Annotated in this window: 8 protein-coding genes and 1 pseudogene; 4 read left to right on the top strand and 5 right to left on the bottom strand. The window is 72.5% G+C overall.

Annotation, left to right across the window (positions count from 1 at the left end):
• Positions 1 to 53 precede the first annotated feature (53 nt).
• From FXF65_RS29340 to FXF65_RS29330, 3 genes and pseudogenes are all read left to right on the top strand, one after another.
• On the top strand, positions 54 to 1,067 hold the full coding sequence (locus FXF65_RS29340; RefSeq protein WP_148353277.1) for a hypothetical protein: 1,014 nt from the start codon (positions 54 to 56) through the stop codon (positions 1,065 to 1,067).
• Between the two features lie 99 nt (positions 1,068 to 1,166).
• Positions 1,167 to 1,862: a hypothetical protein gene (locus FXF65_RS29335; protein WP_187412543.1), complete on the top strand. Its 696-nt coding sequence runs from the start codon at positions 1,167 to 1,169 to the stop codon at positions 1,860 to 1,862.
• Positions 1,863 to 1,935: 73 nt separating this feature from the next.
• Positions 1,936 to 2,760, top strand: a pseudogene (locus FXF65_RS29330) (inositol monophosphatase family protein); the annotation flags it as partial.
• 51 nt (positions 2,761 to 2,811) lie between these two features.
• Here FXF65_RS29330 and FXF65_RS29325 read toward each other — a convergent pair.
• Positions 2,812 to 4,044 (bottom strand): ArsB/NhaD family transporter, encoded by a 1,233-nt coding sequence (locus tag FXF65_RS29325; protein ID WP_148353276.1) that lies wholly within the window; start codon positions 4,042 to 4,044, stop codon positions 2,812 to 2,814.
• A gap of 58 nt (positions 4,045 to 4,102) precedes the next feature.
• Between FXF65_RS29325 and FXF65_RS29320 the strand changes: the two genes are divergently transcribed.
• Positions 4,103 to 9,964, top strand: coding sequence for a WD40 domain-containing protein (locus FXF65_RS29320; RefSeq protein WP_148353275.1), 5,862 nt, complete (start codon positions 4,103 to 4,105; stop codon positions 9,962 to 9,964).
• A gap of 37 nt (positions 9,965 to 10,001) precedes the next feature.
• On the opposite strand, the gene coaE is transcribed toward FXF65_RS29320, so the two are convergent.
• The 4 genes from coaE to rpsA form a co-directional block, all read right to left on the bottom strand.
• Positions 10,002 to 10,595: a dephospho-CoA kinase gene (gene coaE, locus FXF65_RS29315; RefSeq protein WP_148353274.1), complete on the bottom strand. Its 594-nt coding sequence runs from the start codon at positions 10,593 to 10,595 to the stop codon at positions 10,002 to 10,004.
• Between the two features lie 16 nt (positions 10,596 to 10,611).
• The gene (locus FXF65_RS29310; protein ID WP_148353273.1) at positions 10,612 to 11,103 is read right to left on the bottom strand and encodes a GNAT family N-acetyltransferase; all 492 of its coding nucleotides are present in this window, start codon (positions 11,101 to 11,103) and stop codon (positions 10,612 to 10,614) included.
• A 36-nt stretch (positions 11,104 to 11,139) separates the two neighbouring features.
• Entirely contained in the window at positions 11,140 to 13,098 is a 1,959-nt protein-coding gene (locus tag FXF65_RS29305; protein WP_148353272.1) for an endonuclease/exonuclease/phosphatase family protein, read from the bottom strand.
• 186 nt (positions 13,099 to 13,284) lie between these two features.
• Positions 13,285 to 14,769, bottom strand: a complete 1,485-nt coding sequence (rpsA, locus tag FXF65_RS29300; RefSeq protein ID WP_148353271.1) for a 30S ribosomal protein S1 — start codon at positions 14,767 to 14,769, stop codon at positions 13,285 to 13,287.
• Positions 14,770 to 14,877: the final 108 nt, after the last annotated feature.

Here is a 14,877-nt window from a genome sequence, read left to right as displayed (position 1 = left end):
CGCCCCCGGAACGCCCTCGGCGACGCCGACACAGGACGGGGTAGCCGCCGACCATGACCCGTTTCGCCAACTGGCTCGCGAAGAACGCCGACGCCGTGATCGCGCTGGTGCTGGCCGTCACCGTGGCGGTGATCGGCCTCGGGGTGAAGCTGCCGAACGAGACCGATATCACCAACAGCGCGATCCTCGCGGTGATCGGCCTGCTCGCGACGTCCGTGCTGCGCGACCGGGGGCGCCGCATCCCCGTCGAGGCCGAGGTGCGGGACACGCTCCGCGCGTCCTCGTCCACGCTGGACGACCTGAGCGGCAAGCTCACCCACATCGAGAGCTTCGAGAACGTGCTGTCCGAGACCAAGCGCGCGCTGGACGAGACCACTGTGGTCCGGGTCATCGGCGGCGCGCAGGTGGCGCACGTGCTCGAAGAGGCCCGCCGCGACACCGACCGGTGGTTCTTCAAGGGCGGCACCGGAACCTACATCCGCGCGCGCACACTGCCCGAGTGCGTCGGGACGGCGCGCAGGGAGCGGCGCACGCTCCTGTTCCGCCTGGAGATCCTCGACCCCACCAACGTGGAGGTCTGCGAGGCGTACGCACGTCACCGCCGCTCCGTGTCGGACGGCCCGGACGCCACCGGCGAGCCCTGGACGCTGGAGCGCACCCGCAAGGAGGCGTACGCCACGATCCTCGCGGCATGCTGGCACAAGCAGCGGTTCGCCATGCTCGACATCGACATCGGCCTGTCCCGCACGATGACGACGCTGCGGTACGACCTGGCGTCGTCGCGGGTCGTGGTCACGCGGGACGACCCGCGCGGTGAGGCGCTGGTCATCGACAACAACAAGTTCTATTACAGCTGGGTCAGCGCGGAACTGCAGACCAGCCTGGACCAGGCCCGCCGCGTCCCCATGGAGCAGGCGCGGCTTGCCCCGCTGGACGACGAGCCCACGGTCGAGGAGGTCCGCAAGCTGTTCGAGGTGATCGGGATCGACCTCGCGCACGGCTACACCGACCGCGACGTCATCGAGATCATCCGTAAGGCGCTGCGCCCCAAAGACCCCTACGAGTGAGCGACGAGACCGAACCCGCCGCCGAGACCACTACCGAGACCACCACCGAGCCCGCTGCCGAGACCATTGCCGAAACCGCTCCCGCGAACTGGTGACCGAGTGAGGTACGAGGAGATCCGCCAGGAGATCAGAGCCGGAACGGCGCCGCGGACGCTGCCCGCCTGGGCGGGAGGCGTCCTGGACGACGTCGCCGCGGGGCGCTCCCCCGTCCCGGCAATGCGCCACCCCCTGGGTTTCGTGTGCCTTCCCGTGGAGCGAAGCGGCGACTTCGGGGTGTGCCTTCACATCTGGACGCCCGAGGTCGGCCCCGCCCCGTTCACCACGTCCGCCGTGCACTGCCACAGCTGGGATCTGCTCAGTTTCGTCCTGTACGGGACGGTCCGGAACGTGCGGATGGACGTCCAGGAGGGTCCCGGCCCAGCGGGCGGGGACGTCCAGCAGGTCTTCGAGGTGGTCAGCCAAGGCGAGGTGGACGAGTTAAGGGCCACCGGACGCGCCGTCCAGTACTCCCCCGGCCCGTCCAGCACCCATCGGACCGGCGATTCCTACACGCTTCCCGCGGGCGTCTTCCACACCACGCTCATCGAGGAGGGCCCGGACGCGGCGACCGTCGCGCTGGGGCGGCAGACGCCCGGCGGCGGCGACCTGTCCCTCGGCCCCCTGGACACGCCCTCGCACCACGTGCGACGTTCACGTTCCGACGACGCCGCCATGGCGGCGGCCCTGCGGCGCTCCGCCCGCCGCATCGCCGACGCGGCTCCCGCCCACGCCGCGACGACCGAAGAGGCCCGATGACCGCAGCGAAGCGAGGATCTTCGGGCCTCCCCCTCGGGGGTCTGGGGGTCGTCCCCCAGAAAGGCAGAGCCTGATGAGACCCATACCCCCGTCACCGGCTCCCACCGTCGATCTCGCCGCCGCCCGCAGGGTCGCGGTGGACGCCGCCGAGGCGGCTGGCGCGCTGCTCAGCGCCGGTATGGGCGGGCCGCTGGAGATACGCCCCAAGGGCACCGGCGGCGACGTCGTGACAGAGCTGGACACGGCCGCGGAGGAACTGATCCTGGGGCGCATCCGCGCGGCGTATCCGGGTCACCGCATCATCGCCGAGGAGTCGGGGATCCTGGACGGCGCACCCGGCGAGGAGATGGTCTGGCTCGTCGACCCGCTGGACGGCACCAACAACGTGGCGATCGGCATGCCCGTCTACGCGGTGGGCCTGGCGCTGTGCGCGCGCGCAGAGCCCGTCTTGGGCGTCGTCCACGACCCCGTGTCAGGACGGACGTGGTCCGCCGTTCGCGGCGAGGGCGCCCTGGGCCCGGAGGGAACCCCGGTGACCCTGGCCGAACGTCCACGACCGGGACGGGAGAACAACCCCGTCCTGGCGTGGACCCAAGGGCACCAGGTCACCGCGACCGACCGGGTGGCATGCGGCCTACGCACCGCGCTGGAGAGCCGGTGCGCGCGGATGCTCCAGCTCTGGGCGCCGCTCGTGGCATGGACGATGCTCGCCCGAGGCGACATCGACGGGATCGTCGGCTACCTCCCCGAAATCGTCGACCTGCCCGCGGGCGCGCTGCTGGCCGCCGAGGCGGGCGCGGAACTGCGCCGCCTGGACGGGCGCCCCTACGAGCTCGGCATCGACCGGACGCCGTCCGAGCTGGGCTTCGTGGCCGCGCGCCCGGAACTGCTCGACCGCCTCCTGGAGACCACGGCGGAGTTCGCGGCCGCCGACCCGCGCCCCACCGGGTCAGCCGGTCAGCAGGAGCGCCGGGACGGTGGCCGCGCAGCCCGCGACGGCCAGTACCGTCCCCGTGAGCACGAACTTGCGGATGGGGACGCGGACGTCCCACCGGCGGCACCATTCGAACCACAGCAGCGTGGCGAGGGACCCCCACGGCGTGATGACCGGGCCCACATTCGTCCCGACGAGCAGTGACAGAAGCTGCTCCTTGTTCGACGCCGGTACGGCCGACTCCCCCGCGACGTAGGCGGGAAGGTTGTTGAGCACGTTCGACAGCCCCGCCCCAGAGAACGCGGCCCTGTACGCCCCCGCGACGCCGTCGTCCCCGCCTACCAGCGCGTGCATGGCGTCGTCCAACCCGAACCGCTCCAGCGTGGGGACGACCAGGAACAGTCCCGTGACGAACACCATGAGCTGCCACGGAATCAGTGCCGGCTTTAGGGCGGCCCTGTCGCGGACAGCGAACACGCCCACCGCCACGACGGCCGGGATGGTCGCGGCGATGCCGAGCTGGATCCCGGTGTGCACGCCCGCGAGGATCGCCCCGATGAAGAGCAGGCAGGCGAGCCCGGTCGCGGAGAACAGGACCCGGTCCCGGATGGGCGCGGGCTCCGGCGGGTCGTAGGCGTCCGCGCCGCGCATCCGCCGCCGCCAGTAGAACACCCACAACAGGACCATGGTGACGGCGAGGACGGCCAGTTGCGGCACCCACATACGGGCCGCGAACTCGCGAGTCTCCAGCGCTACCCGGTCGGCGGCCAGCAGGTTGGTCAGATTCGACACCGGCAGCAGGAGGCTGGCCGTGTTGGCGAGCCAGACGGTCGTCATGGCCAGCGGAAGGGTCGCGATCCGCGCGCGCGCAGCCAACGCGAGCATGACCGGAGTGAGCAGTACCGCAGTCGTGTCCAGGTTGAGGAAGACGGTGGTGACCGACGCGAACGCGACGCAGAGCAGGAACAGCGCGACGTAGTTCCCCCGTCCGGCCCGCGCCATCCGCTGCGCGATCGCGTCGAAGACGCCCGCCTCCTTGGTCAGCTCGGCGAGGACGATGACGCTGAACAGGAAGAGCAGCAGGGGCGCGATCCGTCCCACGCTGGCCCGCGCCGTGTCGGCGGGCAGCAGGCCGGTCGCGACGAACACGAGGCCGAGGACGAGCACGCCGACGCGGATCCAGTCGAGGACGCCCAGGGAGCGTGCCGCTCGGCGCAGCGTCTCGGTCCGGAATGGCACGCGCGACATGATCCCATAGGCGGCACGGCGGGCAGCCCTCCCGGCCGCGCCGCGCGATACTGGCGGCATGACACCCCCCGGCGGCCAGACCAGGCAGGAGCGTCCGACCGACTTCTTCATCAGCTATTCGCCCGCGGACGAGCGGTGGGCGTCGTGGATCGCCTGGCAGCTGGAGGCCGCGGGGCACCGCACGATGATGCAGGCGTGGGACTTCGTCCCCGGCACCAACTTCATCGACTTCATGGACCGCGGCTTGTCGGAGGCCAAGGCGGTGGTCGCGGTGCTGTCCCGCAACTACCTGCGCTCGCGGTACGGGCGGCTGGAGTGGATGGCGGCGCTGCGGGCCGACCCGGACGACCCGTCCCGCAAGCTCGTCACGGTCCGCATCGAGGACTGCCCGATCGACGGCCTGCTCTCCACGATCACCTACGTCGACCTGGTGGGGATTGACGACCCGGACGAGGCGCGCGGCCTGCTGATGCGGCGCATCGGCGAGGCGCTCGCCGGGCACGCGCGCCCACAGAACGGCCCTGGCTTCCCCGGAGCGGGCCGCCCCCTCCCAGGGTCCCGCGACCCGCTGCCCGGCCGCCTGGAGGACGCTGAGGGGCCCGGAGAGGGCTCGTCGGGACGGCCGGAGCCGACCGGGGAGCGGCCCGTCCGCCGGGCGCCGGTGGCCGCGCCCGCCTACCCGGCCGCGAACGGCGCCGACGCGCCGCGCGGGCGGCTCAGCGTCCTGCACGTGTCCGGGCCCCGGTTCGGCCGGACGCTCGCCGAGCCGGGCGAGCCCACGACGGCCGTCGAACTGCAGGACCGCATCTGGAGCGACGTCACGCGGCTCGCCGATTCCGGGGTGCCGCGTCCCGATCTGCTGGTCGTGTCCGGGAACCTCACCCATTCGGGCAGCCGCAAGGAGTTCGCCGAGGCGCTGTCGTTCCTCACGAGCCTGCGTGCCCTGCTCGGCCTGGAGGCGCAACGAGTGGTCGTCGTCCCCGGCACGCACGACGTCACGCGCGCGGCATGCCAGGCGTACTTCTCCAGTTGCGAGGCAGACGACATCGAACCGCAGCCCCCGTACTGGCCGAAATGGCGTCACTACGCCGGATTGTTCAAGGAGTTCTACCAGGGCATCGACGCCCTCATCTTCGACAGCGCCCAGCCGTGGACGCTCTTCCCCATCCCAGACCTGCGCGTCGTCGTCGCCGGGCTGAACTCGACCCTTCCGCAGACCCACCGCGAGTCCGACCGGTACGGACGGGTCGGCAGCGCGCAGGCCGCCTGGTTCAACGAACGGCTGCGTCATTTCGAGGAGGAGGGATGGCTGCGCCTGGCGGCGGTCGAACACGCCCCCGTTTCCGGTGAGCCCAGAGCCCTGCGCGACCCCGAGACCGTGGAGACGCTGCTCGGCGGTCACGTCAACCTGTTCTTCCAGGGAACGGAGTCGGACTACGGCACGATTCCGCTGCTCGGCAATGGCGTCCCATCGATTCCGACGCTCGGTCCCGGCCGCCACCAGACCGTCGTACTGCGGCGGGACGGCCTGGAGCGATGGATCCCAGAGGACGCGGAACGACGCGGCCCAGAGCGCCTCGAACGCGAATGGTCGAAGGCCCAGGGAACGTTCCCCGCGCTTCGCGCCGAGACGCCGCCCGCTGCGCCCTCGCCGGAGCTGGGCCCGCGGGCGAACGCATCCGTCGACCCCGTCCCCGACCCGACCGGGCAACTGCTCGACCGGCTGACCGAGGCGTGCGAGACGCGGTTCGAGCGCGCGACCATCCGGCGGATCGTCCCCGCGCCGGGCGAGGACGGCCGGTCCGACCCACCGCACTTGCTCCTCACCCACATGGAGGACGGTTTCGTCCGCCAGTACCGCATCGGTGCCCACGTGGGACAGGTGACCGAAGAGGACGTGGACGCGTTCGTCCGCCACGTCCACGCCGACGGCACCGACCACGGGTCCGAACTCGTGTACCTGGGTCCGGCCCCAGCGCGGTCCGTCCGCGACGACGCGCTACGGCGCGGCATCCGAGTACGCAGCCTCACCGAGTTCCAGGGGCTGGTCGACCTGTCGGAGTACGTCACGTCCCAGACGGGGCGTCTCTCCGCCGGGGGCCTTTATCCGACGTCCCTGTACGTCCCGCAGCGATACCGGGAACTCGACCGTTTCCGTGCGGAGACCCCGTCCGGTGAGGAGAGCCGTTCGGCCACGGACGTCCACGAGGACGTCGTCGGCGAGATGCTGCGGCTGCTCGCCGCCGACCACGGGCGGTTCCTGCTGCTGCTGGGCGACTTCGGACGCGGCAAGACGTTCGCCCTGCGCGAGCTGGCCCGCCGCATCCCCGAGGAGCTGCCGCACGTCATCCCGATCCTCATCGAGCTGCGTGCCCTGGACAAGGCGCACTCGGTGGACGGCCTCGTCGCCGCACACCTGGCCAACCACGGCGAGGAGCTGATCGACCTCAAGGCGTTCCACTACATGCTGCGGCAGGGGCGCATCGTCCTCCTGTTCGACGGCTTCGACGAGCTGGTCACGCGCGTCACCTACGACCAGGCCGCCGACCATCTCGACACTCTGCTCCAGGCCGCCCAGGACAAGGCGAAGATCGTGGTGGCGAGCCGGACGCAGCACTTCAAGTCGCAGGCGCAGGTGCTGACCGCCCTCGGCGAGAAGGTCGGCGTCCTCCCGCACCGGCGCGTCCTCAGTCTGGAAGAGTTCTCGCCCCTCCAGGTCCGCTCGTACCTGGTGAACCGGTACGGCGACGAGGACACGGCCGACGCGCGCCTCAGCCTCCTGACGGGGATCGAGGAGCTGCTGGCCCTGACGTCCAACCCGCGGATGCTGTCGTTCATCGCGGACCTGCCCGAGGACAGGCTCCGCGCGGTCGCGCAGGCCCGCCGCGCGGTCAGCCCCGCCGACCTCTACCACGAGATCCTGTGGTCCTGGCTGGCGTACGAGGCCGACCGGGTCGCCGGGGCGGGCGGGCCGTCCGGGCTGCGGGCGGACGACATGTGGCGCGCCGTGGGCACGCTCGCGCTGCGGCTGTGGGAGGGCAACGAGCAGTTCCTGCGCCTCGCCGAGCTGGCGGACGTCGCCGACACCCTCACCGGCCTCACCGGAGGGCGCATGTCGCCGCACCAGGTGACCCACGCGGTCGGCGCCGGAAGCCTGCTCGTCCGCACCGACGAGGGCCTCTTCGGGTTCATCCACACATCGGTGATGGAGTGGCTCGTCGCGCGCCACATCGCGGACGAGTTCGCCACCGGCGCGGCCCCGTCCGCCCTGGGCAGGCGCGCGCTCACCCAGCTCACCGTCGACTTCCTCTGCGACCTCGCCGACACCCGCACCTGCCAGGACTGGGCGGCACGGGTCCTCGCCGACCCCGACGCGGACGACACCGAGCGCGCCAACGCGATCCGCATCACGACACGGCTGCGCACCCCCGCGCGCACCGATCTGCGCGGCGCACGGCTCCAGGGCGAGGACCTCTCCTACCGCGACCTCCAGGAAGTGGACCTGACGGGCGCCGACCTCACCGACGCGCAGCTCGTCGGCGCGAACCTGTCGCGGGCCGTGCTGCGCGACGCGTCCCTCGCCGGAGCCCGCCTGGACGAGGCCAAGCTGACCGGCGCCGACCTCCGCGGCGCGGACCTGTCGCGGGCCCGGCTCGCCCGCGCCGACCTGCGCGACGTCACCGTCGACGGCAGCCACTGGACCCGCGCCGCCCTCGTCGACGCCGCCCTGCCCGCGCGCGTCGCCGACGCGCCCGAACTGCGCGAGGCGGCGATCGTGCCGGGCCGCCCCATCGACATCCAGGTCGCCCCCGCCGCGGTCGGCGTCCCCTACGGGTTCCACTTCCAGACGAGCCGCCTGCCCCAGCCGCTCGCCTACAGTCCGGGCGGATCGGTCCTCGCCGTGGGGAGCGAGGACGGCGGCGTCCTCATGTGCGACGCCATCACGGGCACTCCCCTGCGCACCCTCCAAGGCCACACCGACCGCGCCTACGCGGTCGCGTTCGACTCCCCCGGCAACATCCTCGCGAGCGGCTCGGCGGACGGGACGGTCCGGCTGTGGGACTTGGCCACGGGCCACACCTCGCACACGTTCACCGTCCACCCGGAAGGGGTCTGGCCAGTAGTCGTGGGCGGACGTTCCCCGTCCGGCGCGAACTTCGTCGCGGCGGGCGCGGCCGACGGCACCATCCGCGTCTGGGACATCGTGTCCGGCGAGCTACTGCACGAACTCTCCGGGCACACCGCGCCCGTGTTCACGGCGGTGTTCGACCCGGCGGGTTCGCTCATGGTGACGGGCGACGCGGGCGGCACCCTCCGCGTCTGGGACCTCGCCACCGGCTCCCTCATACGCGAACTCACCGGACACCGCGGCTCGGTGTTCCGCGCGGTGTTCCACCCGGACGGCTCCCTCCTCGCCGCGGGGGACCAGGCGGGCGTCATCCGTCTCTGGGACATCCGCACAGGCGAGATCAGGCAGGAGCTCCTCGGGCACACCGGGCGCATCTACGCGATCGCCTACCACAAGGACGGCAACGTCCTCGTGACAGGCGACACCGACGGTTCCGTCCGCATCTGGGAGGACGGCCTCCACCGCCGCACCCTGTCGGGCCACGGCGGCGGCATCTACCAGGCCGCGTTCAGCCCGGACGGGAGCAGGCTCGCCACCGCCGACAGCGCCGGGTCCGTCCGCCTGTGGGACCCGGCGAACGGGCGGCAGCGCCTCGAACTGTCCGGGCACCGCGGCGCGGTGTGGCCGTTCGCGTTCCGCCCGGACGGCGCCCAGCTCGCCACCAGCAGCAACGACGGGACGGCGCGGCTCTGGGACGCCGAGACCGGGCAGTGCCGCGTCGTCCTGCGCGGGCACGGCCGCCGCGTCACCGGCGTCACGTTCAGCCCGGACGGCGGCACCCTCGCCAGCAGCGGCAACGACGGCCTCGTCCGGCTGTGGGACCCGCGGACCGGCCGGATGGTCCGCGAACTGCGCGGCGTGGCCGACAACCTGACGTCCGCCGCGTTCAACACCCGCCACTCCCAGCTCGCCACCGCCACCAACGACGGCGGCGTCCACCTCTGGCAGGCCGGGACGGGCGAGTTCCAACGCGAACTCAACGCGGAGACCGACCACGTGTGGGCGCAGGCGTTCGCGCCCGCCGGAGACGTCCTCGCCACGGCTAACGACGACGACTCCGTCCGGCTCTGGTACTGGACGACCGGACGCGAGATCGTCAACCTGGCCGACCACAAGGGCCGGGTCCGCTCCATCGACTTCGCACCGTCCGGGGCCTTGGTCGCCACCGGGTGCGACGACGGCCTCGTCCGGCTGTGGCACCCGCGCACAGGGGAACTGGTGTCGGTCCTAAGCGGCCACAGCGACCGCGTGTACCGGGTGGTGTTCTCGCCGTCCGGGGAGACTCTCGCCAGTGCGAGCAACGACGGCACCGTCCGGCTCTGGAACCCGACGACTGGAGAGGCACTCCACACCCTCACCGGCCATACCGGCCGCCTCTGGAGCACCGCGTTCCACCCGTCAGGGGAACTGCTCGCCAGCGCCGGGGACGACACAGTCGTCCGGCTCTGGGACCCGTCCAGCGGACGTCTCCTGCACACCCTCACCGGCGGGCACACGCGCCGCGTCTGGTCGGCCGCGTTCAGCCCGGACGGCGCCCTCCTCGCCACCGCCGGGGACGACGGCGCCATCATCCTCTGGGACGTCACCGACCGCGCCGCCCCCGTCCGCCGCGCGACCCTGCTGGGCCTCGCCGAGGGCTGGGCGGCGTTCGCCCCCGACGGGCGCTACAAGTGGGAGGGCAACGCGACCGCCGAGTTCTGGTACGCCGTCGCCATGTGCCGCTTCGAGCCGGGGGAACTCGACGTCTACCTACGCGAAGTCCACCAGTTGCCCATGGACGCCCCCTTCTAGGGGGCCGCCGCATCCGGAACCGGTCAGGTGGAGCGGGTCAGGTGGAGCGGGTCAGGGACTCCCAGAGGGCGTCGACCTGCTTCTTCAGGTCGTCCAGGGTGCCGGAGTTGTCGATGAGGCGGGTCGCTACGGCGCGTCGCTCCTCTGGGGACGCCTGGTTCGCCATCCGGGCGCGGGCGTCTTCCTCGGTCATGCCGCGCCGCGCCACCAGCCGGTCGAGCCGCACCTCCTCGGGCGCGTCCACGACCACGACCTCGTCGTACATGGACGCCAGCCCGTTCTCCGCGAGGAGCGGCACGTCGTAGACCACGACGGCGCCGGCGGGAGCGGCGGCCATCAGCTCCTCCGTCCGCTCCCCCACCAGCGGATGGACGATCGCGTTCAGCGCCGCGAGCCGCTCCGGGTCGGCGAACACGATCCGGCCGAGCCTCTCCCGGTCGAGGCCGCCGGACGGCAGCAGCACGTCCTCGCCGAACTCCGCGACGACGGCGGCGAGGCCCGGCGTGCCCGGCTCCACCACCTCGCGGGCGATCCGGTCGGCGTCGATGACCACGGCTCCGCGTGCGCGCAGGAGGGCCGACACCTCGCTCTTGCCCGAGCCGATCCCGCCGGTCAGTCCCACTTTCAGCACGGGCTCACCCTAGCCGTCAGGCCGTCTCCGCCGGGACGAGGGGTTTGCGCATGTGGACGAGCGTCAGATGCGCCGCGACCCGCTCCCGGTGCGTCTCGGCGTAGCCGAGCTTGCGGTACAGGCCCAGGTTCGAGTCGCTCAGGTGGCCCGTGAACAGCACGCAGGCGTCGGCGCGGCCCGCGACCTCGTCCTCCAGCGCGACGAGAAGCCGCCTGCCGATCCCCCGGCGCTGCATGTCCGGGACGACGACCAGCCGCCCCACCAGGCACGTGTGGTCGCTGAACTGCGCGCGGACGGCCCCGACCATCCGCGTGCCCCGGACCGCCTTCAGCACCACCGCGTCCCCCGCGAGCACCTTCTGGAGCTGCTCGATCGACTCGACCAGCGGGGGGATGAACGGGTCGCCGTACAGCTGCGCCTCCGAGACGTAGGCGGCGCGCTGGACGGTCAGCAGCTCACCGGCGTCGTCCGGCCCGGCGCGCTCTATCGCGACCGTCGGTTCACTCATGGCTCGACCCTAGCGGCGGAATCGGGGCGGGTCCGGTCAGCGGCCGATCCTGACCGTCACGGCCACCGGATAGTGGTTGGACGCGTCCGAGCGCGGCACGTCGTAGTCGGTGACGAGGACGCCGTCCGAGCCGAAGATCCAGTCGACCCGGGCACCCTCCGACGTGGTCGGGGACGAGTCGTCGCCGATCGCGACGCTGCGCAGGTCGGTGCCGTCGGTCAGCGCGGCGATCTCCCGGCTGCCGGGACCGGCGTTGAAGTCGCCGCCGATCAGCGTGCGCGGCGCGCCGCCCCAGGCGCGCAGCAGCGCCGCGACCTCGCGGCGGCGCTCGTCCGCCCGGTCGTCGCCGCCCTCAAGGTGCGTGGACCACACGTCCATGGTGGTCGCGCCGACCGCGAGCCGCGCCCACACGTAGCCGCGGATCTGCGACCAGTCGCCGCGCGGCATCCGGCCCGTCCCGGAGCTGCGCACCGGCAGCGACGTCAGGATCGCGTTGCCGAACTGGCCGTCGGCGGCCGGGCCCCAGATGAGCTTCATGCCGAGGCGCCGCGACAGCCACACGCCGACGTCGGTGGTGCCGGACAGCAGCGACCCGCGCCCGGCCTCCTGCAGCAGGACGACCTGCGCCCGCTGCCCCTCGATGACCCGCGCGATGCCCTCGGGGTCGAGCCGCCCGGACTGGTCGACCGCGTCGTGGATGTTGTAGCTGAGCACCCGCACCTGGCCGGGGACGGGCGCGGCCTGCGCCTTGCCGTCCGGCGCGGCCAGGGTGAACACGACCGTCCCGGACAGCAGCAGGAGCGCGGCGGCCCCCGCCCCGGCGGCGCGCACCGGCGCGCGGGCGGGCAGCGGACCGCCGCGGGCGGCCGTGATCGCGGCGAGCCCGCCGAGCAGGATCCCGGCGAGGCCGGGCAGCAGGTTGTTCGGGAACGGCAGCGGCGACACGGCGCTGACCTGGTACGGGACGAGCACCACGACGATCAGCAGGCCGCCGAGCGCGGCGCCCGCGTCGACCCGCCGGACGGGCCCGCCGGTCCCGGCGCGGCGCAGCGGCGCGCGGCACGCCACCGCGAGCAGCCACGCGGCCAGCACCTGCCCGACGATCACGATCGGGACGATCTCGATGCCGGAGATCGCGTAGGTCCCGGCGGCGGCGCCCGCGCCGACCCCGAGGACCGTCCCGCCGAGCACGCACACCCCGCCCGGGACGGCCCGGACGGCGAGCCCGGACGCGAGGAACGCCAGCGCGAGCCCCTGCCCGATGACGATCGCGACGTGCGCCCCGGTCAGCGACTGCCAGCCGGACGACGCCACGAACGCCGGGCTGGAGAGCACCAGCACCTGGAGGGCGAGGAACGGTCCGAAGGCGGCGGCGCCGAGCGCGTCCCGCCAGGAGATCCCGGGCGCTGTGACCGGCCCGGACGCGAGCTCGCGGTACAGCGCGGCGGCGCCGAGGCCGACGAACGCCAGGCAGGCGAGCCACGGGCCGAGGCCGTCGCGCCAGACCGGGTCCCAGGTGGCGAAGCACATCCGCACCGCGGTGTCGATCGACAGCCCGGCGACGGTGGCCGTGGCGAACCCGACGCCGGACAGGCCGCGGGCGCCCTCGTACAGCGCCGCGATCGCGATCATGCCGACCGCGGTGCCCACGAAGGCCAGCCAGGTGCGCGGGTCGATCGCCTGCGCCAGCAGCCGGACGGCGAGCAGCCCGCCGATCCCGGTGGCGAGCAGCCCGCGCGGGCCCGCGGCGCGGCGGATCAGCGGCGCGGCGAACCCCACCAGGTACACGGCGAGGATGGCGGCGCCGGCGGCGCCGACCCCGGCGTCGTCGGCGAAGTGGTCGAACTGGGGTAGGGAGAACCGCAGGGTCTGCGCGAGGACCGCGACGGTGACCGCGATCAGCGCGAGCCGCGCCGGCCCCTGCGGGACGATGGACGGCCCGGCCGCGGCGGGGCCGCCGGTCCTCGTGCCGACGTCGGCGTCTGTGCTGGCCAATTGAACGAGAGCTCCGGGGGACGGGCGGACCTTCGGGGACGACGGCAAAGCTATCGGACCCGGCGCAGCCGAGCACGGCCGGAGCGCGATCCGGTCGGATCGTCCTCCGGCCGTGGCCGCTGGATCACCGGTGGAACGCGACCACCGCCGCGCGATGGAGCTGCGCGGCGGTGGTCGACGGTTCCGTCACTGGCCGCCGGAGAGCTTCTCCCGCAGCGCGGCGAGCGCCTCGTCGGTGGCGAGGGCGCCACCGGACTCGCTCTCCCCGCCGCCGGAGTAGGAGGTCTCGCCCCCGCCGCCGCCGCCGGACGCGGGCTCGGCGCCCGCCTCGGCCTCGGCCTTGCGGGCCTCCTCGATCTGCCGCCGGTGGGCGTCGAAGCGGGACCGGGCCTCGGCGTACTGCCGCTCCCAGGTCTCGCGCTGCTCGTCGAAGCCGTCCAGCCATTCGCCGGTCTCGGCGTCGAAGCCCTCGGGGTACTTGTAGTTCCCCTGCTCGTCGTACTCGGCGGGCATGCCGTACAGGGTCGGGTCGAAGTCCTCTTCCTCGATCCCGGCGGCGCCCTCGTTGGCCTGCTTGAGCGACAGGCTGATCCGGCGCCGGTCGAGGTCGATGTCGATGATCTTCACGAAGATCTCGTCGCCGACCTGGACGACCTGCTCGGGGATCTCCACGTGGCGCTCGGCCAGCTCGGAGATGTGCACCAGGCCCTCGATGCCCTCCTCGACGCGGACGAACGCGCCGAACGGCACCAGCTTGGTGACGCGCCCGGGCACGACCTGCCCGATCTGGTGGGTGCGGGCGAACTGCTGCCACGGGTCTTCCTGCGTCGCCTTGAGCGACAGCGAGACCCGCTCGCGCTCCATGTCGACGTCCAGGACCTCGACCGTGACCTCCTGGCCGACCTCGACCACCTCGGACGGGTGGTCGATGTGCTTCCAGGACAGTTCGGAGACGTGCACGAGCCCGTCCACGCCGCCGAGGTCGACGAAGGCGCCGAAGTTGACGATCGAGGACACGACGCCCTTGCGGACCTGGCCCTTCTGCAGGGTGTTGAGGAAGGTCTGGCGGACCTCGCTCTGCGTCTGCTCCAGCCAGGCGCGGCGGGACAGGACCACGTTGTTGCGGTTCTTGTCCAGCTCGATGATCTTGGCTTCGAGCTCGCGGCCCACGTAGGGCTGCAGGTCGCGGACGCGGCGCATCTCGACCAGGGACGCCGGCAGGAAGCCGCGCAGCCCGATGTCGAGGATGAGGCCGCCCTTGACGACCTCGATGACCGTGCCCGTGACGATGCCGTCCTCGTCCTTGATCTTCTCGATCGTGCCCCAGGCGCGCTCGTACTGAGCGCGCTTCTTGGACAGGATCAGTCGCCCCTCCTTGTCCTCCTTCTGGAGGACGAGCGCCTCGACGTGGTCTCCCACGGAGACGACCTCGTTGGGGTCGACATCGTGCTTGATGGACAGCTCACGCGAGGGAATGACGCCCTCGGTCTTGTAGCCGATGTCGAGGAGGACCTCGTCACGATCGACCTTGACGACAGTGCCTTCGACAATGTCGCCGTCGTTGAAGTACTTGATGGTCTCGTCGATCGCGGCGAGGAAGGCTTCCTCGGACCCGATGTCGTTGACCGCTACCTGCGGGGTGGTCGAGGTGGCCTCGGTGCTGCTCGTCATGTGTCGGCTGGCTCCGGTACGGACATGGAAGTCGTATGGGTTATGCGCGGAGGGCCGGTACCGCCCTGCCGAAGACCGGAATGGGACGCGGTCGCTGCCGCGTCAGTG

The organism is Actinomadura syzygii, assembly GCF_008085905.1.
Classification (GTDB): domain Bacteria; phylum Actinomycetota; class Actinomycetes; order Streptosporangiales; family Streptosporangiaceae; genus Spirillospora; species Spirillospora syzygii.
Note: the sequence above shows the minus strand (reverse complement) of the source record. Positions and strands in the feature narration are given on the sequence as shown.

Coding starts and splice junctions, on each gene's coding strand:
- rpsA (WP_148353271.1), bottom strand. CDS start 14,769: ATGACGAGCAGCACCGAGGCCACCTCGACCACCCCGCAGGTAGCGGTC.
- FXF65_RS29325 (WP_148353276.1), bottom strand. CDS start 4,044: ATGTCGCGCGTGCCATTCCGGACCGAGACGCTGCGCCGAGCGGCACGC.
- FXF65_RS29310 (WP_148353273.1), bottom strand. CDS start 11,103: ATGAGTGAACCGACGGTCGCGATAGAGCGCGCCGGGCCGGACGACGCC.
- FXF65_RS29340 (WP_148353277.1), top strand. CDS start 54: ATGACCCGTTTCGCCAACTGGCTCGCGAAGAACGCCGACGCCGTGATC.
- FXF65_RS29320 (WP_148353275.1), top strand. CDS start 4,103: ATGACACCCCCCGGCGGCCAGACCAGGCAGGAGCGTCCGACCGACTTC.